Below are 24,085 nucleotides of genomic sequence, written 5' to 3'. Positions count from 1 at the left end.
GGACTTCGCCCGCCGAGACCAGCCGATCAGTTGCTCCCGCTCGGCACCGGTCAACACCAACTCCGCCTTCGGACGCCCAGTTCTCGGCATGCCACCACCATACCGACTTAACCTACGAATTTCCGGCGGGCGACACTAGCCTCGCTCAGATCGTGGCCTTCGCGCGCCACAGGTCGAGGACTTGCTCGTCGCCCTCGACGGCGAGCGGGTGCGCCGTGGGGCGGTTCCAGACGAGCAGGTACAGGTCGTCGGCCGTGCCGCGGACGGTGCACGACGCGTCGGCGGTGGCCGCCTTCGTCGTGAGGGAGTCCTCGCCGATGGTCACGTGCCAGCCGGTGCCGGTGTCCGTCGCCAGCAGCGCGAGCGTGAGCGGCGGGTCTGCCCGGGGGCGGTTGCGGTGGGGGAGCATGCCGTGCAGCACCTCGTCGATGCCGTCGACCGCGAGGTCGGGGTCGATGGTGGTGACGGCGCCGCTGACCAGCTCCACGTCGACGCGGTGCACCGTCGTCTCGTGGTACTGCCGGCGGGCCCAGAACGCCGTGCCCGACGGTGCGGGCAGGAAGTGCCAGCAGTCGAGGTGCGGGTCGGCTGCGGCGAGGGTGTCGGTCAGGGTGTCGACCCCGTCACGGAACCAGCGCACCAGCGCCCCGGCATCGCCGTCGTCGGCGGGCCAGGTGCGCCGCAGGGGCTGGTCCTCCTCCTTGGGCAGCCGAGTGTCGCGTCCGTGCGCGACATAGTGCGTCGCCCATCGATGGACGCCGCCGACGTGCCGCAACAGGTCGCGCAGCCGCCAGCCGGGGCAGGTCGCCACCTCGTCGTCGAGCGCCGCGCGCTCCGCGGCGAGAGCGAGCAGCTCGCCCTCACGGCGCAGGGCGTCGACGAAGCGCGGAATCGGAATGCGCTGATCCGCAGTCATGCCTGCAGTCTGCCAGGCCGGCGCCGGCGCGCGTCGTCGTAAGGTTTCCTCGTGAACCGGTGGCGGCGCAACGCAGGGCGTGACCTGCGCGCGTCCGACGCCGACCGCGAGGGGGTCGTCGCCGCCCTGTCCGGCGCGTACGGCGAGGGTCGGCTCACCGTCGACGAGCACCAGGAGCGGATGGAGAGCGCGTACGCCGCGCGCACCCTCGGCGACCTCGCCGATCTGCTGGCCGACCTGCCTGGTGCCGTGGGCGAGGCCGGGCTCCCCGACTTCGCCGACGGTCCGCTGACGGCCACGTTCGGCAGGCGCGGGCGCACCGGCCGGTGGGTGCTGCCCGGTCACTACACGGCCAACGCGATCGGCGGCACGGTCACCCTGGACCTGACCGAGGCCGTCCTCGCCGCCGACCCGGCCGTGGTGACGGCGGTCTGCCTCGGCGGCTTCCTCCAGGTGCTCGTGCCGCCGTGGATCAGGGTCGAGGTCGAGCGGGGACGCCTCGTCGGGCTGCGCCGGGTGTGGTCGAGGCGGGCGAGCGCGGAGCCCACGTCGACGGTCGTGGTCCGTGCCTTCGGCATCGGTCAGGTGACCGTACGCACGCTGAAGGCTCGGCCGCGCCGGTAATCCGGTTGCCGCGACCGCACGGGGCGGGCAGGGTGAGCGCCGTGCGCGTGAGACGTGAGGTTCCGGCGGACGTCGCCGCGATCAGGGCGGTGCACGCCGCGGCGTTCGCGAAGCCGGAGAACCCGGCGGAGGTCCCGGTCGAGGCCGGCCTGGTCGACGCGCAGCGCGCCGATCCCGGCTGGCGACCCGAGCTGTCCCTCGTCGCCGTCACCGGCGACGACACGGTGGTCGGCCACGTCGTCTGCACCGACGGTGCGATCGGGACGACCGCAGTGCTCGGGCTCGGTCCGCTCGGGGTGCTGCCGGCCCATCAGGGCAGGCACGTGGGTCACGCGCTCATGCATGCGGTCCTCGGCGCGGCCGACGCCCTGGGCGAGCCGCTCGTGGTGCTGCTCGGCCACACCGACTACTACCCGCTCTTCGGCTTCCGTCCCGCCGCGGAGTACGGCATCACGCCACCCGAGCCGGGCTGGGACTCGCACTTCCAGGTGCGCACGCTGTCGGCGTACGACCCGGCACTGCGCGGCCGGTTCAGGTTCGCCGCCGCCTTCGACGGCCTCTGAGCGTCGCTCAGGCGTCGTCGCGGTGGCAGACCACCTCGAGCATGACGCCGTCGGGGTCGAGCCAGAACGCGGCGTAGTAGCCCGGGTGGTACTCGGGGAACTCGCGGGGCGCGTGCAGGATCTCCGACCCCCGCGCCGCCGCCCACCGGTGCGCCTCGTGCACGGCCGCACGGGTCTTGACGATGAACGCCAGGTGCTGCAGGCCGGGACGGTGACGGGAGTACGGGCTCGCCTCGAGTGCCGGGTGGAAGAACACCCAGGTGCCCGGCTTCTCGTCCGCGGGCAGGTACGAGAGCTGGTCGGGTCCGGTATGGAACGGGACGTACGAGACCAGGGCCATGAACCCGTCGTAGTACGCCTTCGCCCGCGCGAGGTCGGTGACGTTGACGCCGAGATGTCCCAGGGGCACGGCGCCGCCCTCAGCGTGCGCGTTCGAAGTCGATCGCGCTGTACGCGCGCAGCTTGGTGAGGCGGTGCTGGCTCTCGACCAGCCGGACCGTGCCGCTGCGCGAGCGCATCACGAGCGAGTGCGTGGTCGCGCCGCCCGGCGGGTACCGCACACCCTGCAGCAGCTCGCCGTCGGTGATGCCGGTCGCCGCGAAGAACACGTCGTCGGACGCGACGAGCTGCTCGGTCGTCAGCACCTGGTCGAGGTCGAGGCCCGCGTCGAGCGCGTGCCGGCGTTCGTCGTCGTCGCGGGGCCAGAGCTTGCCCTGGATGACGCCGCCGAGGCAGGCGATCGCGGCGGCCGAGATGATGCCCTCGGGGGTGCCGCCCACGCCGAGCAGCAGGTCGACGCCGGTCTCGGGACGCACGACCATGATGGAGCCCGCGACGTCGCCGTCGGTGATGAACTTGATGCGGGCGCCGGTGGCGCGGATCTCCTTGACGAGGTCCTCGTGTCGCGGCCGGTCGAGGACGACGACCGTGACGTCCTCGGCGGTGCCGCCCTTGGCCTTCGCGACCGCCTGGACGTTGTGGCGTACCGGTGCGCCGATGTCGACGACGTCGGCCGCGTCAGGACCGGCGACGAGCTTGTCCATGTAGAACACCGCGGAAGGGTCGTACATCGAGCCGCGCTCGGAGACGGCGATGACCGAGAGCGCGTTGCTCATCGCCATGGCGGTGAGACGGGTGCCGTCGATCGGGTCGACGGCCACGTCGCAGCCGGGACCGGTGCCGTCGCCGACCTCCTCGCCGTTGAAGAGCATCGGCGCGTGGTCCTTCTCGCCCTCGCCGATCACGACGACGCCGTTCATCGACACGGTGCCGATGAGCTGGCGCATGGCGTTGACGGCGGCGCCGTCGGCGCCGTTCTTGTCGCCGCGGCCGACCCAGCGGCCCGCGGACATGGCCGCGGCCTCGGTGACCCGGACGAGCTCCATCGCCAGGTTGCGGTCGGGGGCGGCCACCGCGGTCGCGAGCTCGTCGGGGGTGGTGGACTCCGGGTGCGCTCCGGTCATGATGGCTCCCTCGCCTCCAGGGTCGAATGCCCTCACCCTATAGACCGGTCAGCCTGACCTCGGTCGCCTTGACGCTGACCCACACCCGGGCGCCGGACGTGAGACGCAGCGTGGCCGCGGCCGCCGGGGTGACCTCGGCCACGAGGTCGGGGGAGCCGAGCACGTGCACGCGGACCCGGCCGCCGACGCCGGAGACCTCGCCGACCGTGCCCTGCCAGGTGTTGCGCGGGCTGCCGTCGGGACGTGCCGGGTAGAGCGCGGCCGCCTCGGGGATGACGGTCGCGAGCACACGCGTGCCGGCTGCGGGCAGGTCCGCGGCCACGAGCGTGCCGCCCTCGTCGAGCCGGACAACGCCGTCCGCGACCATCCCCTCGTACGCGTTCATGCCCAGCATCCGCGCCACCCACGGCGAACGCGGCGCCTGGAGCACCTCGCCAGGCGTGCCGTCCTGCACCGTGACGCCGTCCTCCAGCACGACGAGGCGGTCCGCGAGCGTCACCGCCTCGACGGGGTCGTGGGTGACGAGCAGGCAGGTGCCCTCGAACGTCGCGAGGTGGGTGCGCAGGGTGCGGCGCAGGTCGACCGCGGCGGTGGCGTCGACGGCGGCGAGCGGCTCGTCGAGCAGCAGCAGGTCGGGTTCCGTGGCGAGGGCACGGGCGAGCGCGACTCGTTGCGACTGGCCGCCGGACAGTGTCCGCGGGCGCCGGTCCGCCAGCGGGGTGAGGCCGAGCCGCTCGACCCACTCGGCGGCACGCCGGCGTGTCTCCGCCCGGCCGACGCCGCGGGCGCGCAGCCCGTACGCCACGTTCGCGCGGACGCTGAGATGGGGCAGCAGCGCGTGGCGCTGCGGGACGAGCCCGACCCGGCGCGCGTGCGCGGGCAGCCGGGACACGTCGTGGCCGCCGACCCTGACCCAGCCCTCCTCGAGCCGGACGAGACCGGCAAGCACGCGCAGCAGGGTCGACTTCCCCGCGCCGTTCGGGCCGAGCAGTGCCGTGGTCTCCCCGCGCTCGGCCGTGAGCGTGAGGTCGAGCGGGCCCGCGCGGACCGCGGCGTCGAGGTGCGCTGTCGTCCTCATGCGCGCCCGCCTCCTCCCACGCCTCCGGCGCGCTCGTCGAGCTCCTGCGCTGTCGTCATCATGCGACCCGCCCCAGCCACCTGTTGCGGAGCAGGATCAGGACGGCGAGCGAGACCGTGAGGAGCAGCAGGCTCAGCGAGATCGCGGCGTCGGGCTCGTCCTGCAGCAGGACGTACACGGCGAGCGGCAGGGTCTGCGTCGTGCCGGGGAAGTTGCCGGCGAACGTGATCGTCGCGCCGAACTCGCCGAGCGCTCGTGCCCAGGCGAGCGCCGCGCCGGCGGCGATGCCGGGGCCGACGAGCGGCACGGTGACGGTGAAGAAGACCCGCAGCGGCCGCGCGCCGAGCGTCGACGCGACGTCCTCGTGCTCCGGGTCGAGTCCCGCGAGCGCGCCCTCGACGGAGAGGACGAGGAACGGCATGGCGACGAACGCCTCGGCGAGTATCACGCCGGCCTTCGTGAACGGCAGTGAGACGTCGACGGCGGCGAGCAGGTCGCCGGCCAGCCCGCGCCGGCCGAACGCCAGCAGCAGCGCCACGCCGCCGGCGACCGGAGGCAGGACGAGCGGCAGCGTCACGAGTGCGCGGACGACCGCCTTGCCGCGGAAGTCGGTGCGGGCCAGCAGGAAGGCGAGCGGGACGCCGAGGACGAGGCTCAGCAGGAGTGCGCCGAGCGAGCACTCGACCGACAGCCACAGCGCCGACAGGACGTCCGGCGAGGACAGCTGCTCGCCGAGCGACCCCCACGGGGTCTTGGCGAGCAGGCCGACGAGGGGGAGGCCGACGAACAGCACCGCGCCGACCGCGGGCACGACGAGCAGGACGGGTGGGCGCGGCCGCCGGGCGATCGGCGGCCGACCCGCCCTCGTCTCAGGACTCGGTCGGGTCACCGAAGCCGTTCTTGTCGAAGATCGTCTTCGCGTCGGCACCGTGCAGCCACGTGGTGAACGCCTTCGCCGCGTCGGCGTTCTTGCTGTCCTTGACGGTGGCGACCGGGTAGGTCGCGACGAGGTTCTGCTCGGTGGGGATCGCGACGGCCTCGACCTCGGCGCCGGCGGCGGTGATGTCGGTGACGTAGACGATGCCGGCGTCGGCCTCACCGAGCCGGACGGGGGTGATGACCTGGCGGACGTCGGTGGCCTCGCTCTTCGGCTTCACCGTCACGTCCGCCTTCTTCAGGATCTGTCGGGCGTACCGTCCGGCCGGCACGGTGGGACCGGCGAGGACGACCTTGAGCTCCGGCTTCGCGAGGTCGGCGAGCGTCGCGATCTTCTCCGGGTTGCCCTTGCCGACGACGATCGCGAGACGGTTGGTGACGAAGGGCCGCGGGTCGCTGACGTGGTCGGTGAGGCCGTTCATCGTCTTCTCGTCGGCCGTCGCGATGACGTCGGCGGGCGAGCCCGCGCGGACCTGGGCGGCGAGCTCCTGCGAGCCGGCGAACGAGAACCGGAGGGTGACATCGGGTGCCTCCGCCGCGTACGCCGTGCGCACGTCGCCGAACGCGTCGGTCAGCGACGCCGCGGCGAGCACGGTCACCGTCGTCTTCTCGCCGGCGGGCGAGCCCTCGTCCCCACCGCAGCCGGCGACCGGGACGAGCAGCGCGAGGAGCGCGAGCACGGCGCCGAACGTGCGGGCGAGGGAAGACCGGGTCATCGGGGAACCTCCATGGTGACGTTGGTGGCCTTGACGCAGGCGACGACCTCGACGCCGGGCGCGAGGCCCAGCTCGTCGACGGCCTCGGTGCTGAGGAGCGAGACGACCCGGTGGGGACCCGACTGCACCTCGACCTGCGACATGACGTCGCCGCGCACCACCCGGGTGACCAGGCCGGGGAAGGTGTTGCGCGCCGACGTGCGCGGCCGGGCCAGCGGGTGCTCGCCGGACTCCCCGATATCGGCGGCGAAGGCCGCGAGGTCGGCCGAGTCGACGACCCGCCGGCCCTTGGCGTCGCGTCCGCAGGGCAGCCGGCCCGCGTCGATCCACCGGCGGAACGTGTCGGGGCTGACGCCGACCAGCTGAGCGGCGCGACCCACCTGATACTCCGGCATGTGCAAGACAATACCGCGCCGAGCGCTAGCAGATGCAAGCCCTACGTATGCGGCCGGTCGGTCTCCCGTTGATCACGTTAACGTGATCAAACGGGGACTTCACCTCGTGCCGGGACGAGGTGAAGTCCATGTTCGCTGGGTGGAGTGCGTGCTACGACTCGCGGTCGGTGTCGGTGTCGGTGTCGGTGGTGTTGGTGGCCTCCATCGCCTGCTGGAGGCGGATGCGGGCGCCGTCGAGCCAGTCCTGACAGATGCCGGCGAGCTCCTCGCCGCGCTCCCAGAGCGTCAGCGACTCCTCGAGCGTGGTGCCGCCGGCCTCGAGCCGCTGCACCACCTCGGCGAGCTCGGCGCGGGCGTGCTCGTAGCTGATCGCGGGACGGTCGGTCACGGTCACTCCGTCTCTACGTCGGTCACCTGGGCGCCGAACCTGCCGTCGACCAGTCGGACGGACACGGCCGCGCCGGGGTGCAGGTCGCCGGCCGAGCCGACCACGTGTCCGTCGTGCTGCACGACCGCGTAGCCGCGTTGCAGGGTCGCGGCGGGGGAGAGCGCGACGACCCTGGCGCGCACGTGGCGGACGTCGTCGGCGGCGCGGTCGAGCCGGTGGGTGAGCGAGCGCCTGGCCCGGTCGCGCATGGCGAGGACGTCGAGCTCGCGGCGGTCGAGCTCGCGCGGCGGGTCGGACAGCGCCGGCCGCGAGCGCAGTGCGACCAGCGCCGCGTGCTCCCGGCGCAGCCAGCCGGTCAGGTGCCGCCGGCCGCGGTCGCGCAGCTGCCGGATCAGCGCGACCTGCTCGCCGACGTCGGGGACGACGCGCTTCGCCGCGTCGGTCGGCGTGGACGCGCGGATGTCGGCGACGAGGTCGAGCAGCGGGGCGTCCTGTTCGTGACCGACGGCGCTGACGACCGGCGTGCGGCACGCGGCGACCGCGCGGAGCAGGCCCTCGTCGGAGAACGGCAGCAGATCCTCGAGCGAGCCGCCGCCGCGGGTGACGATGATCACGTCGACCGAGTCGTCGGCGTCGAGCCTGCGGACGGCCTCGGCGACCTCGATCGCGGCGTGGAGCCCCTGCACGGCGACCTGCTCGACCCGGAACCGCACCGCGGGCCAGCGGCGGCGCGCGTTCTCGCGGACGTCGCGCTCGGCCGCGGAGTCGCGTCCGCAGATCAGGCCGACGCGCTCGGGCAGGAAAGGCGGCCTGCGCTTGCGCTCGGCCGCGAACAGGCCCTCGGTGGCGAGCAGCTGGCGCAGCCGCTCGATGCGGGCGAGCAGCTCGCCGACCCCGACCGGGCGGATGTCGGTCGCGACAAGCGACAGCCGCCCGCGCGCGACGTACATCTCCGGCTTCGCGTGGACGACGACGCGGGCGCCGTCGACGAGCGGTGGCCGGATCGAGTCGAACAGCTGCCGCGCGCAGGTGACCGGGAGTGACACCTGGGCGACGGGGTCGCGCAGGGTCAGGAACACGGTCGCGGCGCCCGGGCGGCGTGAGACGTCGGTGAGCTGGCCGTCGACCCAGACCCGCCCCAGCCGACCGACCCACTGCGCGATGAGCTGCGCCACGGTGCGGACGGGCACCGGGCGCTCGGGTGTGGTGTCCATCCGACTCGCGCGTTCCATTGCGCACGCGAGCCTACGCGGCGACGCCGACGGCCCCACCGGTCCTCCACAGTTGCCCGTAGGGTGGACATATGCCTGCGTTTCCCGCCGCCCTCCTCCGCTCCGCTCCTCGCTCGGCGGGCGCGTGGTGTCGGCCCCTACTTCGAACCGCTGCGATGCTCACTTCGGAGGGCAGCTCGTGACGCGCCGTGTCCTGCTCGCGAAGCCGCGTGGCTACTGCGCGGGTGTCGACCGCGCGGTCGTCACCGTCGAGCGCGCGCTCGAGAAGTACGGCCGACCGGTCTACGTCCGCAAGCAGATCGTGCACAACACCCACGTGGTCAAGACGCTCGAGGAGCGCGGGGCGATCTTCGTGGAGGAGGTCGACGAGGTGCCCGAGGGCGAGCTCGTGGTGTTCTCCGCCCACGGCGTCGCCCCGAGCGTGCACGCGGGCGCCGCGCAGCGCGAGCTGCGCACCATCGACGCGACCTGCCCACTGGTGACGAAGGTGCACAACGAGGCGAAGCGCTTCGCCCGCGAGGACCGCCAGATCCTGCTCATCGGCCACGAGGGCCACGAGGAGGTCGAGGGCACCGCGGGCGAGGCACCCGACGACGTCGTGCTCGTCGACGGGCCCGAGCAGGCGCGCACCGTGGAGGTCCGCGACCCCGACAATCTCGTCTGGCTGTCCCAGACCACGCTGTCGGTCGACGAGACCAACGAGACGGTCCGCGCACTGCGGGAGCGGTTCCCACAACTCAGCGACCCGCCGAGCGACGACATCTGCTACGCCACCCAGAACCGCCAGAACGCCGTGAAGACCATCGCCGAGCAGTGCGACCTGCTCCTCGTGGTCGGGTCGCGCAACTCGTCCAACTCGGTCCGCCTCGTGGAGGTCGGGCTCTCGTACGGGGCACGCACCGCCTACCTCGTCGACACCGCCGACGAGATCGACGAGGCGTGGCTCGACGGCATCGAGACCGTGGGCGTGACCAGCGGCGCGTCCGTGCCCGAGATCCTGGTCGACGAGGTGCTCGGCTGGCTCGCGCGGCACGACTTCGCCGACGTCGAGCAGGTCGACGCTCCCGACGAGTCCACCCTGTTCGCACTGCCCAGAGAGCTGCGCGAGCGCCGCAGGCAGTCGGCCTCCTGACTCACGCCCTCCCGCTAGGCGCGGGGTGGGGCGCTCGGGTCGTCGGGCTCCTCGGTCGCCGGGTCGTCACCGGTGGGCTTGCGCTGGGCGCGGCCCTGGTCGGCGACCTTGCCCACCCCGTCGGCGAGGCGCTCGTTGGCCTTGCCGAGCTTGTCCGAGTAGCGGCGGCCGGTCTTCTCGTCGAGGAAGCTCGTGACCTTGCCGAGCTTGTCCTTGATGGTGTCCTCGTGCTTGGCGGTCTGCTCGGTGATGCCGTCACGGATCTCGCCGATGCCCTCGACGAAGGCGTCGGCGACCTGCTTGCCTTGCTTGCGGTGGTCCTCGCTGTTCACGGCGCTCTCCCGTACGTAGGTCGTCGGTCAGAGACTACCGTTGTCCGCGCCGCCACCTCACCACCCGCGCGAACGCGAGCAGCACCGAGATCGCGGTGCCCGTGAACAGCCACGGGGCGCCGGAGATCAGCGCGTAGGTCCAGAAGACGCGGAACGCGGTGCCGAACCTGTCGTCGCCGAACATCTGGATCGCGCCCGAGATCGCGACGATCGCCGCGAAGCAGACCGGTGCGGCGACGAACCCGACGACGATGTGCTCGATGCGCACGCGTCCGCCGAGGACCACGCAGCCGATCAGGAACGCGATGCCCGTCGCGACGCCGACGCCCTCGCCGATGACCCAGTCGATGATCGACGCGGCGAGACCGAGGACCACGACGGTGATCACCGCGGCGTACCAGGGGATGCCGCCGCCGGACGGCTGGGAGGGTGCATCCTCGAAGGTGCGCGTCTGCGCGAACATCAGGGCCCCCTTCTCGACACGTGTCGGCGAGCAGTATCGCAGGGTCAGCGCGCGGCGGGCCGGTCCTTGCGGTCGCGAGCCGTCTCGGGCGTCACGCCGTAGCGCTCGTCGACGGGTTCGCCGTCCTCCTCGGTCGGGTCGGAGGCGTAGAGCAGGCGGATCTGCCGCGCCTCGCCCGCGGACTCGACGAGCTCGGCGGTGCTCGGCGCCCGCGGGGTCTCCTCTACGGGACGGGGCGTGGGGAGGTCGCCCTCGACCAGCTGGAGGTCGCGCATGCGGCGCGCGCTGACGAGCACGCGGGTCTCGAGGGAGGCGACCGTGCCGTTGTACGCCGACACCACGCGTGTGATCGCCTTGCCGAGCCCGTCGACGCGGTCGCCGAGCTTGCCGAGGCGGTCGTACAGCTGGCGCCCGAGGTCGAAGACCTCGCGGGCGTTGTCGGTGAGGGCCGCCTGCTGCCAGGCGTACGCCACGGTGCGCAGCATGGACATGAGTGTCGTGGGGGTCGCGATCACGACGTGCCTGCTCATCGCGTGCTCGAGGAGCTGGGGGTCGTGCTCGAGTGCCGGGGCGAGGAACGCCTCGCCGGGCACGAACAGCACGACGAACTCCGGTGCGGGGCTGAACGCCGCCCAGTACTCCTTGGCGGCGAGCTGGTCGACGTGGCGGCGGAGGTTGCGCGCGTGGGCACCCAGGTGGCCCCTGCGACGGGTCTCGTCGGTGCTCTCGACGGCCTCGAGGTAGGACGACAGCGGCACCTTGGAGTCGACGACGACGCTCTTGCCACCGGCGAGATGGACGACGAGGTCGGGTCGCCGCTGGCCGTCGTCGGTGTCGACGGTGCCCTGCCTGGTGAAGTCGCACTGCTCGGACATGCCGGCCAGCTCGACGATCCGCTCGAGCTGCAGCTCGCCCCACCGGCCGCGGACCTGGGGCGCACGCAGGGCGTTGGCGAGTGACGCGGTCTCGTGCCGCAGGTGCTCGCCGGTCTGCCGGACGAGGCCGACCTGCTCGGTGAGTGAGTGATACGCGGCGACGCGTGCCTGCTCGAGCTCGCGCAGCTGCGCCTCGACCTTGGCGAGCGTGTCCTTCAGCGGCGCCACCATGTGCTCGACCGCCTGGCGCCGCTGGTCGAGCTCGCCGGTGGCCTTGGTCTGCGCCTCCTTGAACCGTTCGTCGGCGAGCCGGAGGAACTGCTCGTTGCTCTGCGCGAGCGCGGCGGACGACAGGGCAGTGAACCGTTCGGTCATGGTGCGCTCGACGAGGGCGGCGCGCTCGGCCGCGGCGCGGCGCTCGGTGTCGACCGTCGCCCGCAGGCCCGCCGCCTCGTTCTCCGCCTGTCGCAGGGCTGCGGACGCACGCTCGACGTCGGCGCGCAGCCGGTCGCGCTCGACGACGAGGGAGTCGCGCTCGCCGCGCAGCGAGGCGTCCCTGCTCCGGGAGAGCAGCACACCGATCGCCGCGCCGGCACCGGCGCCGACGAGCAGCCCGGTGACGAGGAGTACGACTGTGATCACGCCCATGCCCATGATCGTGACAGCCGCCACCGACGTCATGGCCCGCAACGCGCCGAATGTGGACAACTGGGTGGGCGTTAGGTTAAGGGGGTGAGTCTCACCATCGGCATCGTCGGCCTGCCCAACGTCGGCAAGTCCACGGTCTTCAACGCGCTGACCAAGGGCGACGTCCTCGCCGCGAACTACCCGTTCGCCACCATCGAGCCGAACGTCGGCGTGGTGGGGGTTCCCGACACGCGGCTGCCCGTGCTCGCGACGATGTTCGACTCCGCCAAGGTGATCCCCGCGTCGGTCAGCTTCGTCGACATCGCCGGGCTCGTGCGCGGCGCGTCGGAGGGCCAGGGCCTCGGCAACCAGTTCCTGTCGCACATCCGCGAGTCCGACGCCGTCTGCCAGGTCATCCGGGTGTTCGACGACGCCGACGTCGTCCACGTCGACGGCAGGGTCAGCCCGAAGGACGACATCGAGACGATCAACACCGAGCTGGTGCTCGCCGACCTGCAGACCATCGAGAAGGCGTTGCCGCGGCTGGAGAAGGAGTCGCGGCTGAAGAAGGACCTCGCGCCCGTCGTCGACGCCGTTCGGCAGGCGCGTGAGGTGCTCGACTCCGGCCAGACCGTCTTCGGCGCCGGCATCGACCGCGAGCCGCTGCGCGACCTGCACCTGCTGACGGCGAAGCCGTTCCTCTACGTCTTCAACGTCGACGACGACGAGATGGGCAACGAGGCACTCAAGGACGAGCTGCGCGCGCTCGTCACGCCCGCGGAGGCCGTCTTCCTCGACGCCAAGCTCGAGCACGAGCTGACCGAGCTGTCGGAGGAGGAGGCGCTCGAGCTGTTGCGGTCGGTCGGCCAGGAGGAGTCGAGTCTCGCGATCCTCGCGCGCGTGGGCTTCGAGACGCTCGGGCTGCAGACCTACCTCACGGCCGGCCCGAAGGAGTCGCGCGCCTGGACCATCCGCAAGGGCGCCACCGCACCCGAGGCCGCCGGCGTCATCCACAGCGACTTCCAGCGCGGCTTCATCAAGGCCGAGATCGTCTCGTACGACGACCTCGTCGACACCGGCTCGATGGCCGAGGCGCGATCCCGCGGCAAGGTGCGCATGGAGGGCAAGGACTACGTCATGCGCGACGGCGACGTGGTGGACTTCAAGTTCAACGTGTAGCCGGCCGACGACGTGTCGCGGGTAGTCGTCAGTAGGCTCGCCGCCCGCCACGTCGGTGAGGTGAAGCTCCGCCGACGATCCTCGCAGCGCACCCGTGAACGGCACCCTCACCGTGCCCCGACACGGTGAGGGTGCCCCTCACGGGTTGCGGCCGCGAGGCGACCGACACCACGACGAGGTCGCCGTACCAGCGGCGATGGATGACTGACAACTGACCAGGGCTCGTGAGCGGCGTGACTGCGCTGTGTCCTCCTCGATGTGCGGGCGTTGCCCGGACCTCGATACGGTGAGTCTCCGGTCGTCACGACTGGTGTCGGCCTCGTCCGAACGGTGACGGCGCATCTGCGGGCCGGTTGACGAGGTCGTCATACGTGGCATGCTGTTGCGAAACGCCCACCAGGTTGCGTATTGCGCAACGTCGCTGACGAGAGCGGGTCGAGGGAGGGCATGTGATCGAGGCGCGAGGCGTCACGAAGGTCTTCGGACTGCCGGAGCGGACGGCCGTCCAGGCACTTACCTCCGGGCGCGGTGACCGGCGGAGCCTGATCGGCGCGGGCGGGGTGTTCGCGGTCGACGACGTGTCGTTCTCCGTCGAGCGCGGTGAGCTGTTCGTCATCATGGGCCTGTCCGGGTCGGGCAAGTCGACGCTCATCCGCATGGTCAACCGGCTGATCGACCCGACGGTCGGTTCGGTGCTCGTCGACGGCACCGACGTCGTCACGATGAACGACAGCGCGCTGCGCGCGCTGCGCAACAAGCGCGTCAGCATGGTCTTCCAGCACTTCGCCCTGTTCCCGCACCGGTCGATCGGCGACAACGTCGCGTACGGGCTGAAGACCCGCGGGGTGGCACCGTCCGAGCGTGCGGCGAAGGCGCGTCAGGCGCTCGAACGCGTGGGGCTCGGCCACCGTCTCGACGCCTACCCCAGCGAGCTGTCGGGAGGCCAACAGCAGCGCGTCGGGCTGGCCCGCGCGCTGGCGACGGACGCCGACATCCTGCTGATGGACGAGCCGTTCAGCGCGCTCGACCCGCTCATCCGTCGGGACATGCAGGATCTCCTGCTCGAGCTGCAGGAGCAGTTCAGGAAGACGGTGCTGTTCGTCACGCACGACCTGAACGAGGCGATGCGCATCGGTGACCGCATCATGGTGATGAAGGACGGCGGCATCGTCCAGCTCGGCACCGGGCCGGAGATCATCGCCGACCCGGCGACCGAGTACGTGCGCGAGTTCGTGTCCGACGTCGACCGCACGCGGGTACTGACCGCGGGCGTCATCATGCGCGAGCCGCTCCTCGTCGTCGACGTCGGAGAGGAGCCGCGCCAGGTGCTCCACAAGCTCGAGGGCATCGAGGCGTCCGGCGTGTACGTCGTCGACGGAGAGCGGCGGGTGGTAGGCGTCGCCAAGGACGCGGCGCTCGCGGGGGCCGGCAGGCGCGACCTCCGCTCCGTCCTCGACGACGACGACTACGAGACGGTCACCGAGGACACCGCCATCAGCGACTTCGCGCATCTCACCGGGCACCACGCCGTCCCGATGGGCGTGCTCGACGGCGACGGACGGCTCATCGGCGTCGTGCCGCGTGCCGCCGTGCTGTCCGCGATATCGGCGGAGTCCGACGACGGGAACGCGACCGCCGGGAGCGACGAGACCGACGTGGACGAGGAGCCGGAGAAGGTGAGTGGCAATGCCTGACACGCCACGGCTTCCCATCGGTACCGCCATCGAGGCGGTCATCGACTTTCTGCGCCTGCACCTCAGTGTCGTCTTCGACGCGATCGCACAGTTCCTGCTGGCCCTCGCCAACCTCGTGTACCAGGTGCTGGCGGCGCCGCACCCGTACCTGCTGATCGCCATCCTGGCGGCGCTCGCCGTCCTGGTCACGCGCAGGCCCGGGCTGCCGATCTTCACGGTGCTCGCGTTCCTGCTCGTCGACGGCATGGAGCTGTGGCGCGCGTCGCTCCAGACCCTGTCCGCCGTCATCGTCGCCGGTGTCTTCGCGATCGTCGTGGGCGTGCCCGTCGGCATCTGGGCGGCCCGGGTCCAGGCGACGAGCGTCATCGTGCGCCCGATCCTCGACTTCATGCAGACGTTGCCCGTCTTCGTCTACCTGCTGCCCGCGGTGTTCTTCTTCGACATCGGGGTGCCCTCCGGCATCGTCGCGACGAGCGTGTTCGCGATCCCGCCGGCCGTGCGGCTGACCGAGCTGGGCATCAGGCAGGTCGACCGCGAGGTGGTCGAGGCCGCGCGCGCGTTCGGGTCCACACCGGGGCAGGTGCTCCGCGAGGTCCAGATCCCCCTGGCGATGCCGTCCATCATGGCCGGCGTCAACCAGGTCATCATGCTGGCGCTGTCGATGGTCGTCATCGCCGGGATGGTCGGCGGCGAGGGCCTCGGTGAGGTGGTCGTCGGCAGCACGCAGAGCCTCGACATCGCCGGTGGGTTCGAGGGTGGTATCGCCGTCGTGATCCTCGCGATCTACCTCGACCGTCTCACGGCAGGCGTGAGCCGGCTGACGCAGCGGCGGGGCAAGAAGAGGCAGCGCGTGGACCAGCGGCCCGCGGCCGAGGAAGACGCGATCGAGAGTGAGAAGCAGAAGAGGCCCGTGCCTGTAGGAGGCGGATCATGATCCGTCGTCGCGGGCGTCAGGCGAGTTCCAGGGAAGGGACAACAGTGCGATTCGGAAGAGTGTGGCGCACAGCCACCGCCGTCGTCGCGGCAGCCGCGATGACGCTCACCATGGCGGCGTGTGCGAACAACGGTGACGACGAAGGCTTCAGCGGCGGGGGCGGCGACGACAAGGGTGCCAAGGAGGTCACCCTTGGCTTCATCGCCTGGGACGAGAACATCGCCGTCACCGAGCTGTGGAAGCAACTGCTCGAGGCCAAGGGCTACAAGGTCAACACCAAGCAGCTCGAGGCCGCGCCGCTGTTCTCCGGCGTGGCGAGCGGCAGTCTCGACGTCTTCATGGACGCCTGGCTCCCCGGCACCCACGCGGACTACTGGAAGCAGTACGGCGAGAAGGTCAACGACATCGGCGTCTGGTACGAGCCGGCCGACCTCGGCCTCGCCGTCCCCAGCTACGTCAAGGTCGACTCGCTCGCCGAGCTGAAGGACCACGCCGACGAGTTCGACGGCAAGATCACCGGCATCGAGCCGTCCGCCGGCATGATGAAGATCCTGAAGGACGAGGTCGTGCCCCAGTACGGCATGGACGGCAAGCTCCGCGTCACGCAGAGCAGCACCCCGGCCATGCTCGCGTCGCTCGACAAGGCGTACCAGGCCAAGAAGCCGATCGTCGTCACGATGTGGCGTCCGCACTGGGCGTTCTCGAAGTACGACATCAAGTACCTCGACGACCCGAAGAAGGCGTGGGGCGAGCCCGACAAGATCCACACGATCACGTCGAAGGACTTCAGCAAGAACAACGCCGAGGCCGAGGGCTGGATGAAGAACTTCAAGCTGACGCCCGACCAGCTCCAGGAGCTGGAGAACAAGATCCAGGAGGAGGGCGTGAAGAACAAGGACGTCGCCGTCAAGGCCTGGATCGAGGACAACAAGAAACTGACCGACAGCTGGCTGACCGCGAAGTAGTCACGCCGCAGCCGATCCGTTCGAACGTGTCAGGGCACCCCGCCGAGGTGGGGTGCCCTGACCGCGTCCGGGGTCGGTCGGCGAGCTGGAAGTGCCAGACGATCGCGACCGGACTCCCGGAGTCTCCGGCGAGGCGCCGCGCGGTCGCTGCTACCTGACGGTGCCGTCGCGGTGGCCGGCGAGGGCGAGCTCCGCCCGCGTCGGCAGTCCCTCCCAGTCGCCGTACGTCGACACCGCGAAGCCGGCGACGGCGATGCCCCGGTCGAGGCGTTCGTCGACGGCGAGGCCGTCGAGTGTCGCGGACAGGTAGCCGGTGACGAACGCGTCGCCTGCGCCGACGGGGTCGACGGCAGTGACCTTCGCGGCCGGGCGGGTGACGGTGCCGGCGGACGTGACGACCTCGGCGCCGTCGCCGCCGCGGGTGACGACGACCTCCCGTGCGCCGCCCGCGAGCAGGTCGGCGGCGGCTTCTGCGGCGTCGGTCACGATCGACAGCTCGTCGGCCGACGCCACGAGCACGTCGACGTACGGCAGCAGCGGACGCAGGGCCTTGGCGGCGTCGTCGCGCGACCACAGCCGGCTGCGGTGGTTGACGTCGAGGCAGACCGTCCAGCCGTGTGCGTGGGCGTGCTCGACCGCGTGCCGTACCGCGTCGGCGGCAGTGGACGACAGAGCGACGGTGATGCCGGTGACGTGCAGGATCGCGGTGTGCTCCGCCAGTGCCGGCGCGATCGCGACCGGCGCGAGGCGGGAGCCGGCGGAGTTGCTGCGGTAGTAGTCCACCCGCACCAGGTCGGCGGTGCGGTGCTCCAGGAGCATCAGGCCGGTCGGCGCGTCAGGATCGGTGGTCACGAAGGCGGTGTCGACCGCCTCGGCGCGCAACGTGCGGGTGACCAGCGCCCCGGTCTCGTCGTCGCCGACCCGGCCCGCCCAGCGCACGGAGTGGCCGAGCCTCGCCAGCCCGATCGCGACGTTGGACTCCGCGCCTGCGACGGTGAGCCGGAACGTGCCGCCGAGACGTAGCGCGCCCTGGCCGCGCAGGTTGGCCATCGCCTCCCCGAACGTCAGGACGTCGGTCACGGGGCGCGCCCCGCCGCGACGGACTCGATGAACGCGGTCGCGCGCTTGCGCAGGAGTTCGAGCGAGCCACCGGACGCGGCGTCGCCGACCAGCGGCGAGCCGACGCCCACGGCGAGCGCGCCGGCGGCGAGGTAGGCGTGGGCGGCCTCGACGTCGACACCGCCGACGGGGATCAGCGGGATGTGGGGCAGCGGGTCGCGCAGCGCCCGGATGTAGCTGGGACCGCCGTGCATCGACGCGGGGAACACCTTGATCGCGGTCGCGCCGGCCTGGTGCGCGGCGACGATCTCGGTGGGCGTGAGCGCGCCGGCGATGACCGGCAGGCCGAGCTCGTGCGCCACGCGCTCGCCCTCGGCACTGGCCGGCGTCACGATGTACGTGGCGCCGGCGTCGCGTGCCCGGCGCGCCTCGTCGCCGGTGAGCACGGTGCCCGCGCCGATCATCGCGCCAGGGCCGGCCTCCTGTGCCGCGCCCGCGAGGACGGCGAACGCGTCCGGCGTCGTGAGCGACACCTCCACCAGTGGGATCCCGCACTGCACGAGCTCGAGCACGGTGTGCAGGGCCGCGTCGGCCTCGGTGCCGCGGACGACGGCGAGCAGGCGGTGCCGGCGAAGGGCGTGACTCAGTTCATCGGGCGTCATGCACCGATCCTGCCATCCGACCCACCGGTGTCGCTCCCGTACCCGCTGGTCACCGTACGTCTTCGTCGAATGACGCCGATCGCCCTGCGTGCGCGCGGGCGACCGGAGTGGGGCACCTGCGCCCCAGGTGTCCCGTATCACCGGGCACGTCCGCATCCTCTACAAGTGGGGCGTCCTGTGCGGAGCGGAGGCACTGGACCGATGAGTACACAGGAGGCGGTCCGACCGGGGCCGCCGACCCGCCGCGACGCGTTGGTCGCGACGGTGCAGCAGGTCGTCACGGCCGTACGCCGGCAGGCGCGGTTCTGGCTCGCGGCAGGTGCCGTGGGTCTGCTGGTCGGCGCCGTCGCGGCCGTCGTGCCCGCGCAGGGCGCGGCGTCGACCCGGCTGCTGCTCGTCCACCGGCAGGGGGACCAGCCCGACGTCGGCATGACGACCGACGTCAGCCTGGCCACCACCCGCACGGTGGCCCAGCGGGTCGTCGACCGGATGGGGCTGTCGACGACGGCGGACGACCTGCAGCGGCAGTACTCCGCGACGGCGCTGACCGACCGGGTGCTCGAGATCTCCGTGACCGCGCGGTCGACGGAGGAGGCGAGGGACCTGGCCAGGACGCTCGGTTCCGTCATCTTGGACTTCCGCATGGAGCAGGCGCGCGCACGGCTCGAGCCCGTCAGGGACGACGTGCGCGACGCGCGGGCACGCGTCTCCGAGCTGCGGGCCGGCGCGGTGCCGGCGAACACCGCGCTGGGCTCCGACGGGTCGGAGCAACGCCGGCGCCTCGCCGACGCCGAGCGCCGGGTCGACGGGCTCGAGGCGGCTCTGGACAAGGAGCAGGACGCGACGAGCGTGATGTCGCAGAGCCGGACCCTCGACCCCCCGCGTGCGGACCGCGGGCCGCTGCTGCCGGCGATGGCGCTCGTCGCGGCGGTCGGCCTGGCCGCGGGCCTCGTGCTCGGCATCGCGTTCGTGGCCGTGCGCGCCCTGCTGTCCGGCCGGCTCTGGCGGCGGACCGCGATCGCGGACGCGCTCGACGCACGCATCGCGCTCCAGCTGGGCCGGGTGACCGGCAGGCGATGGTGGCACCGGCTCTGGCCGCTCGTGCCGCGCCCGTCGGGACCCGAGGCCGTGCGATCCGCGGTGCGGCAGCTGCGCAGCGACGCGGTGTGGGCGCAGGCGTCGAGGCCGACGCTCGCCGTCGTCGCCGTCGACTGCGCGGACGAGGGTGCGCACCTCGTGGCCGAGCTGGCCTCGTCGTACGCGGCCGAAGGACGGAACGTGCTCGTCGCCGACCTGTCGCGTCGTGGCGCCCTGGCCGCACGGCTCGGCGTGACGAGTGCGGGCACCCGTCCGTCCGGGGTCGGCGCGATCGCCGACCGCGTGACCGTCCACCTGCCCGAACGGTCGGCGATCCCCGAGGGACGGCTGCTGCGGCTGAACGACGACGCCGAGGACGACGACCTGCTCGTGGCCTGGGCGGTCGCCGACCTCGTGGTGAGCCTCGTCGAGCTGCGTCCGGCCGTGGGCGGGGACCACCTGCGGAGCTGGTCGACGCGGGCAGTCGCCCTCGTCGCCGCGGGACGGTCGACGGTGACGAGGCTCCGCTCGACGACCGAGATGATCAGGGGTGCGGGCGTGCGGATCGAGTCGGCCCTGCTGCTGCGGTCCGATCGGCCCGACGTGGCCGTACGCGCCGAGTCGCGGCCGCTGCTTCATGCGGCGGGCGTGGCGCGGACCACGACGTTCTCGTCGTAGCTGCGGCGCACCGGGTCCCACCTGCCGCCGCACGTGACGAGGGCGAGTCCCGGCGGCCCGTCGGTCGCGAAGACGCCGAGGCGGTCGAGCCGGGTCTTCGGCGTACGCACCACCGCGGTGACCGCATAGGGGACGACCTCGCCGTCCGCCCGCACGAGACGCACGCGGTCGCCGCGCGACAGCGTGCCCAGGCGGGCGAACGTCCCCCACCGGCCCCACCAGGAGACGTGGCCCGCGACGACCACGGTCCCGCGGCGCTCGCCGGGCGCCGCGCCATAGGCCCACCACGCCACGGCCGCCGCGTCCTTCGGTACGTCGAGTCGCCCGTCGGTGAGCCGCCCGATGGGATGCGGGCGGGTGTCCACGCGCAGCGCAGGGACCACCAGACGGACGGGCGTCCCCGGCCGCGCGGGCTGGGTGGCACCGGGCCACGCGGGCAGGGTGCGCAGCGTCGTCGGCGTGGCGCTGGGGGTGGGGGTGGGGCCGGGCTCCGTCGACCGGACGGGGGCGGGCGTCGCGGACGCGACCGCGACGCCGTCCGCCCGCGTCGTGTCGACCCTCGCCAACACGACACCGGCGGCGAGGAGCACCACCCCGGCGAGGACGGCCGGGATCCGGACGCGGTCAGCGCGTCCCGGCATGCCCGCGCCGGACGCCGACCGCGGCGGCCACCACGACGGCGCCGGCGGCGAGGAGCACGGCCGCCGCGAGGCCGAGCGGAGTGCTACGCACCGGCGGCACGCCGCCGGTGTCGATGCGTCGTACCTCACGGTCGCCGCCGGCCGGGCGCTGCTGGGCCGTGACGAGGAACAGCCTGTCCGCCTTGGCGTCACCGACGACGAAGATCGAGTACATGCGGCCGGCCGGGAGCGTCACGTCGACGGGCTTGCCGATGCCGTCGCCCGCGGTGGTCGCGACCCGCACCCGCTCGCCGCCGGCGGGAAGGGCGTACGCGCCCTGCTTGCCGACGGTGACCGGTGATTTCGCCGACCCGCCGATCCGCACCGCGACGGGCCCGGCGGCCGCGGCGTTGCGCAGGACGACGGCGCGCGGGCCGCGGAACGCCGAGGGCAAGTGGTTGTCGAACACGAAGGCCGTCGGCTTGCCGTCCGCACCGATGGCCGCCACGGCGCTGAGATCCTGCCCCGACTTCAGCGCCAGCGAGGTGTCGAGCTGCGGGTCGGTCTTCGTGCCCGCCTGGTAGATCTGCACCCGGTGTTTGCCGGTGGGGATGGTGAGGACGTCGGTGACGTGCTGGAACCTGAAGCCCGACAGGACGGTCTTGCCGTCGAGGGCGACGTCCGCGACGAAGCCGGGGATCCCGTGGATGAGCGTGATCCGCGCGGTCTCGGCCGCGTCCGCCGTGCGGGCGGTCATCCCGGCGGCGCAGGCAGCGGCCGCCAGCGCTGCCGCCAGGAGCGCCGCGCGTATCCGTCGGGTGGGGGCCGTTCTCGGGGTCGCCGAACTCAGGTGTCGTGTCGTCATGACGTCGTCTTCCCGTCTGCGCAGGGTGCCCCGAACACGAGCAGTATGGGAGCGAGGCGTCAGGTCCGTCCGGACATGACCGAACTACGCGGCGATGCGAGCGCAGGTGACGGAATGCACCCGAATCGCGGGTCGGGTCACGGCATCGCGCGCGCTCACGACGGCTCGCATGCGGCCTTCGTCTCGGCCGCGAGCTCCGCGACGCTCCCGACGACGGTCCGCTGGTCCTTCTCGTACGCCACCTTCGCGGGGGACGATCCGTCGGTGCGCGGAAGGTTGGGCAGGGTGAACTGCACGTCTCTGAGCCGCCTCCAGATGTCGTCGGGGTCGGCGCCCCGTGGCCGGCTCGTCACCACGAGCGAGATCTGCTCCGATGGCGGGAGAGGCTCGTCCACGTCGATCGTCCAGCCGGCGGGCAGCGCGGAGACGTCGACCACGACCCGGCTGCCGCTCGCCCTGCCCTCGGCGTCCCAGACCTCCGCGGAGTCGCCGGGATCGTCGCCGGTCGAGACGTCGAGCGTGACGCCCAGCTCCTCGGTGGGCTCGCACAGCTGCGCGACGACGACCAGGCCGCCCGTCTCGACGTCGACCGCGACGCCGGCCACGCCACCGAACTCCGCGCTACAGGCCGTGAGTGACGCCGCGAGCAGCACGCCGGCTCCGGTGAGTGCCGCGACGCGGCTGCGAGATCCCATGCAGCGAGGATGCCGGTTCGACTCGTCGCGCCGGGGTGGTGGCGTCACGATCGATACGCGTTCGTCACCACTCGGCGAAGGAGCCGTCGTCGTGCCGCCACACCGGTGAGCGCCAGCGGTGGCCGGTGTCGTCCGCGCGGCGCACGGCGTCCTCGTCGACCGCGATGCCGAGACCGGGCGCCTCGGGACGGTGGACGTAGCCGTCGACGAACCGGAAGACCTCGGGGTCGACGAGGTAGTCGAGGAGGTCGTTGCCGACGTTGTAGTGGATGCCGAGGCTCTGCTCCTGGATGAGGAAGTTCGGCGTCGCGAAGGCGACCTGGAGGCTGGCGGCGAGCGACACGGGGCCGAGCGGGCAGTGTGGCGCCAGCAGCACGTCCCACGTCTCGGCCAGCGTCGCGATGCGACGGACCTCGGAGATGCCGCCCGCGTGCGACAGGTCGGGCTGCGCGACGGAGATGCCGGCCTGCAGGGCGGGGAGGAAGTCGTGCCGGGAGTAGAAGCGTTCGCCCGTGGCGATCGGGACGGAACTCGCCGCCGTGAGCCGCCCGAGCAGATGCTGGTGTTCGGGGAGCACCGGCTCCTCGACGAAGAGCGGATGGTGCTCGGCGAGCAGCGGGAGCAGCCGGGCGGCGTTCGCGGCGGACACGCGTCCGTGGAAGTCGACCGCGACGTCGCGGTCGGGGCCGAGGACGTCGCGCACCGTCGCGAGCCGCTCGACGACCTCGGCGGTCTCCGCGGCGCTCGCGATCGGCGACATCCGTCCCGACGCGTTCATCTTCACCGCGGTCGTGCCGCTCGCGAGCTGCTCCTGCACCGCCTCCACGAGCTGGCCCGGCTCGTCGCCGCCCACCCAGGAGTACATCCGGACGCGGTCGCGGACGGGTCCGCCGAGCAGGGCGTGGACGGGCGCGTCGTACACCTTGCCCGCGATGTCCCAGAGCGCCTGGTCGAGCCCGGCGACGGCGCTGGAGAGGATCGGGCCGCCGCGGTAGAAGCCGCCCTTGGTGAGCACCTGCCAGTGGTCCTCGATGCGCAGCGGGTCCTGCCCGACGAGGTACTCGGCGAGCTCCCGCACCGCGGCGCGGACGGTGTCGGCGCGGCCCTCGACGACGGGCTCGCCCCAGCCGACGACGCCCTCGTCGGTCTCGATGCGGCAGAACATCCAGCGCGGCGGCAGCAGGAACGTCTCGATCCTGTCGATCTTCATGCGGTACTGCCGCTGTCGTCGAGTGCCGCGACGTCGCGTTGCGCCTGGTCGAGCAGGGTGCGCATGGCGGTCTCTGCGGCGTCCTCGTCGCCGGCCACCACGGCGTCGAGGACGGCGCGGTGGGCGGGTTCGGCGTCCGCCCAGGTGCCCTGCCCGTGGACGAGGGTGTCGCGGGTGCGCAGGCCGGTCTCGATGACGATCTCCATCCGGGTGAGCAGCTCGTTGTGCGCCGCGAGCAGCAGCGCGCGGTGGAACCTGAGGTCGGCGGCGACGACCTCGTCGGCCGTGGCGTCGGGGTGCCCCGACGCGGCGAGGCTGTCGGTTAGCTCGGCGAGGTCGGCGTCGGTGCGGCGCCGGGCGGCGAGCCGCGCCCCCGCGGGCTCGACGATGGCGCGTACCTCGGCGAGGTTGTCGAGGAAGCCGGTGTCGGTCTCCTTCTCGTACTGCCAGCGCAGGACGTCGGGATCGAGCAGGCTCCAGTCGTCGCGCGGCCGGACGAACGTGCCGCGCTTGGGTCGCGCGTCGACGAGGCCCTTCGCGGCGAGGACGCGCAGCGCCTCACGGATCACCGTGCGGCTGGCGGAGTACTCGCGCTCGAGCGTGTCGATGGTGAGCACCGCGCCCGGAGCGAGCTCGCCGGCCAGGATGCGTCTGCCGATCTCGTTGACCGTCGCCCCATGCATGCCGCGCTGTGGATAGCTGCTCAT

27 protein-coding genes and 1 pseudogene are annotated in these 24,085 nt (G+C 72.4%); 9 read left to right on the top strand and 19 right to left on the bottom strand.

Features of this window, described 5'->3' with window-relative positions; all coding sequences use genetic code 11:
- Positions 1-145 precede the first annotated feature (145 nt).
- On the bottom strand, positions 146-916 hold the full coding sequence (locus GEV10_11480; protein ID MQA79079.1) for a maleylpyruvate isomerase family mycothiol-dependent enzyme: 771 nt from the start codon (positions 914-916) through the stop codon (positions 146-148).
- Between the two features lie 51 nt (positions 917-967).
- On the opposite strand from GEV10_11480, the gene GEV10_11475 reads away from it, so the two are divergent.
- Both GEV10_11475 and GEV10_11470 read left to right on the top strand, forming a co-directional pair.
- Positions 968-1,540 (top strand): DUF1707 domain-containing protein, encoded by a 573-nt coding sequence (locus tag GEV10_11475; protein MQA79078.1) that lies wholly within the window; start codon positions 968-970, stop codon positions 1,538-1,540.
- A gap of 41 nt (positions 1,541-1,581) precedes the next feature.
- Positions 1,582-2,103, top strand: coding sequence for a GNAT family N-acetyltransferase (locus GEV10_11470; GenBank protein ID MQA79077.1), 522 nt, complete (start codon positions 1,582-1,584; stop codon positions 2,101-2,103).
- A 7-nt stretch (positions 2,104-2,110) separates the two neighbouring features.
- On the opposite strand, the gene GEV10_11465 is transcribed toward GEV10_11470, so the two are convergent.
- The 8 genes from GEV10_11465 to GEV10_11430 form a co-directional block, all read right to left on the bottom strand.
- Complete coding sequence (locus GEV10_11465; protein ID MQA79076.1) at positions 2,111-2,512, bottom strand: extradiol dioxygenase; 402 nt, start codon at positions 2,510-2,512, stop codon at positions 2,111-2,113.
- A gap of 10 nt (positions 2,513-2,522) precedes the next feature.
- Positions 2,523-3,566, bottom strand: a complete 1,044-nt coding sequence (gene glpX / locus GEV10_11460) for a class II fructose-bisphosphatase (GenBank protein ID MQA79075.1) — start codon at positions 3,564-3,566, stop codon at positions 2,523-2,525.
- Between the two features lie 37 nt (positions 3,567-3,603).
- Positions 3,604-4,644, bottom strand: coding sequence for an ATP-binding cassette domain-containing protein (locus GEV10_11455; GenBank protein MQA79074.1), 1,041 nt, complete (start codon positions 4,642-4,644; stop codon positions 3,604-3,606).
- Positions 4,645-4,702: 58 nt separating this feature from the next.
- Positions 4,703-5,491, bottom strand: coding sequence for a molybdate ABC transporter permease subunit (modB, locus tag GEV10_11450; GenBank protein MQA79073.1), 789 nt, complete (start codon positions 5,489-5,491; stop codon positions 4,703-4,705).
- 22 nt (positions 5,492-5,513) lie between these two features.
- Positions 5,514-6,296 carry a molybdate ABC transporter substrate-binding protein gene (gene modA, locus GEV10_11445; protein MQA79072.1) on the bottom strand — a complete coding sequence of 261 codons (783 nt, stop codon included), beginning with the start codon at positions 6,294-6,296 and terminating at the stop codon, positions 5,514-5,516.
- Positions 6,293-6,691: a helix-turn-helix domain-containing protein gene (locus GEV10_11440; GenBank protein MQA79071.1), complete on the bottom strand. Its 399-nt coding sequence runs from the start codon at positions 6,689-6,691 to the stop codon at positions 6,293-6,295. Before GEV10_11440 ends, modA begins: the two co-directional genes overlap by 4 nt.
- A 151-nt stretch (positions 6,692-6,842) precedes the next feature.
- On the bottom strand, positions 6,843-7,079 hold the full coding sequence (locus GEV10_11435) for an exodeoxyribonuclease VII small subunit (GenBank protein MQA79070.1): 237 nt from the start codon (positions 7,077-7,079) through the stop codon (positions 6,843-6,845).
- A 2-nt stretch (positions 7,080-7,081) separates the two neighbouring features.
- A complete protein-coding gene (locus tag GEV10_11430; GenBank protein ID MQA79069.1) occupies positions 7,082-8,293 on the bottom strand; it encodes an exodeoxyribonuclease VII large subunit in 1,212 nt (403 codons plus the stop codon).
- Between GEV10_11430 and GEV10_11425 the strand changes: the two genes are divergently transcribed.
- Positions 8,241-9,443, top strand: coding sequence for a 4-hydroxy-3-methylbut-2-enyl diphosphate reductase (locus GEV10_11425; GenBank protein ID MQA79068.1), 1,203 nt, complete (start codon positions 8,241-8,243; stop codon positions 9,441-9,443). The genes GEV10_11430 and GEV10_11425 overlap by 53 nt on opposite strands.
- A 14-nt stretch (positions 9,444-9,457) precedes the next feature.
- On the opposite strand, the gene GEV10_11420 is transcribed toward GEV10_11425, so the two are convergent.
- Genes GEV10_11420 through rmuC form a run of 3 tightly spaced genes read right to left on the bottom strand, consistent with a single transcriptional unit; the run spans position 9,458 to position 11,761 of the window.
- Complete coding sequence (locus GEV10_11420; protein MQA79067.1) at positions 9,458-9,775, bottom strand: hypothetical protein; 318 nt, start codon at positions 9,773-9,775, stop codon at positions 9,458-9,460.
- Between the two features lie 34 nt (positions 9,776-9,809).
- The gene (locus tag GEV10_11415; GenBank protein ID MQA79066.1) at positions 9,810-10,238 is read right to left on the bottom strand and encodes a hypothetical protein; all 429 of its coding nucleotides are present in this window, start codon (positions 10,236-10,238) and stop codon (positions 9,810-9,812) included.
- Between the two features lie 44 nt (positions 10,239-10,282).
- On the bottom strand, positions 10,283-11,761 hold the full coding sequence (gene rmuC / locus GEV10_11410; protein MQA79065.1) for a DNA recombination protein RmuC: 1,479 nt from the start codon (positions 11,759-11,761) through the stop codon (positions 10,283-10,285).
- An 84-nt stretch (positions 11,762-11,845) separates the two neighbouring features.
- Between rmuC and ychF the strand changes: the two genes are divergently transcribed.
- The 4 genes from ychF (at position 11,846) to GEV10_11390 (ending at position 16,512) form a co-directional block, all read left to right on the top strand.
- Complete coding sequence (gene ychF / locus GEV10_11405; GenBank protein MQA79064.1) at positions 11,846-12,919, top strand: redox-regulated ATPase YchF; 1,074 nt, start codon at positions 11,846-11,848, stop codon at positions 12,917-12,919.
- Between the two features lie 449 nt (positions 12,920-13,368).
- Positions 13,369-14,613 carry a betaine/proline/choline family ABC transporter ATP-binding protein gene (locus GEV10_11400; GenBank protein MQA79063.1) on the top strand — a complete coding sequence of 415 codons (1,245 nt, stop codon included), beginning with the start codon at positions 13,369-13,371 and terminating at the stop codon, positions 14,611-14,613.
- The gene (locus GEV10_11395; protein ID MQA79062.1) at positions 14,606-15,547 is read left to right on the top strand and encodes an ABC transporter permease subunit; all 942 of its coding nucleotides are present in this window, start codon (positions 14,606-14,608) and stop codon (positions 15,545-15,547) included. The genes GEV10_11400 and GEV10_11395 overlap by 8 nt, the downstream gene beginning before the upstream one ends.
- Positions 15,544-16,512: a hypothetical protein gene (locus GEV10_11390; protein MQA79061.1), complete on the top strand. Its 969-nt coding sequence runs from the start codon at positions 15,544-15,546 to the stop codon at positions 16,510-16,512. The genes GEV10_11395 and GEV10_11390 overlap by 4 nt, the downstream gene beginning before the upstream one ends.
- 150 nt (positions 16,513-16,662) lie before the next feature.
- Here GEV10_11390 and GEV10_11385 read toward each other — a convergent pair whose 3' ends face one another.
- Together GEV10_11385 and GEV10_11380 are read right to left on the bottom strand one after the other, a co-directional pair.
- Positions 16,663-17,592: a sugar kinase gene (locus GEV10_11385; GenBank protein MQA79060.1), complete on the bottom strand. Its 930-nt coding sequence runs from the start codon at positions 17,590-17,592 to the stop codon at positions 16,663-16,665.
- A complete protein-coding gene (locus tag GEV10_11380; protein ID MQA79059.1) occupies positions 17,589-18,233 on the bottom strand; it encodes an aldolase in 645 nt (214 codons plus the stop codon). Before GEV10_11380 ends, GEV10_11385 begins: the two co-directional genes overlap by 4 nt.
- A gap of 201 nt (positions 18,234-18,434) precedes the next feature.
- Between GEV10_11380 and GEV10_11375 the strand changes: the two genes are divergently transcribed.
- The gene (locus tag GEV10_11375) at positions 18,435-19,988 is read left to right on the top strand and encodes a hypothetical protein (GenBank protein MQA79058.1); all 1,554 of its coding nucleotides are present in this window, start codon (positions 18,435-18,437) and stop codon (positions 19,986-19,988) included.
- On the opposite strand, the gene GEV10_11370 is transcribed toward GEV10_11375, so the two are convergent.
- The 3 genes from GEV10_11370 to GEV10_11360 all read right to left on the bottom strand — a co-directional run bounded on the left by GEV10_11370 (position 19,946) and on the right by GEV10_11360 (position 21,868).
- Positions 19,946-20,629 (bottom strand): sortase, encoded by a 684-nt coding sequence (locus tag GEV10_11370; protein ID MQA79057.1) that lies wholly within the window; start codon positions 20,627-20,629, stop codon positions 19,946-19,948. The genes GEV10_11375 and GEV10_11370 overlap by 43 nt on opposite strands.
- Entirely contained in the window at positions 20,613-21,473 is an 861-nt protein-coding gene (locus tag GEV10_11365; protein MQA79056.1) for a DUF4397 domain-containing protein, read from the bottom strand. The genes GEV10_11370 and GEV10_11365 overlap by 17 nt, the downstream gene beginning before the upstream one ends.
- Before the next feature lie 155 nt (positions 21,474-21,628).
- Positions 21,629-21,868, bottom strand: a complete 240-nt coding sequence (locus GEV10_11360; protein ID MQA79055.1) for a hypothetical protein — start codon at positions 21,866-21,868, stop codon at positions 21,629-21,631.
- A 5-nt stretch (positions 21,869-21,873) separates the two neighbouring features.
- Here GEV10_11360 and GEV10_11355 point away from each other — a divergent pair.
- Positions 21,874-21,996: pseudogene (locus GEV10_11355) on the top strand (2-oxoglutarate dehydrogenase E2).
- A 236-nt stretch (positions 21,997-22,232) separates the two neighbouring features.
- On the opposite strand, the gene dgoD reads toward GEV10_11355, so the two are convergent.
- Positions 22,233-23,378: a galactonate dehydratase gene (gene dgoD, locus GEV10_11350; protein MQA79054.1), complete on the bottom strand. Its 1,146-nt coding sequence runs from the start codon at positions 23,376-23,378 to the stop codon at positions 22,233-22,235.
- Entirely contained in the window at positions 23,375-24,085 is a 711-nt protein-coding gene (locus tag GEV10_11345) for an FCD domain-containing protein (GenBank protein MQA79053.1), read from the bottom strand. Before GEV10_11345 ends, dgoD begins: the two co-directional genes overlap by 4 nt.

This window comes from Streptosporangiales bacterium (assembly GCA_009379955.1).
In the GTDB taxonomy this organism is placed as follows: domain Bacteria; phylum Actinomycetota; class Actinomycetes; order Streptosporangiales; family WHST01; genus WHST01.
Note: the sequence above shows the minus strand (reverse complement) of the source record. Positions and strands in the feature narration are given on the sequence as shown.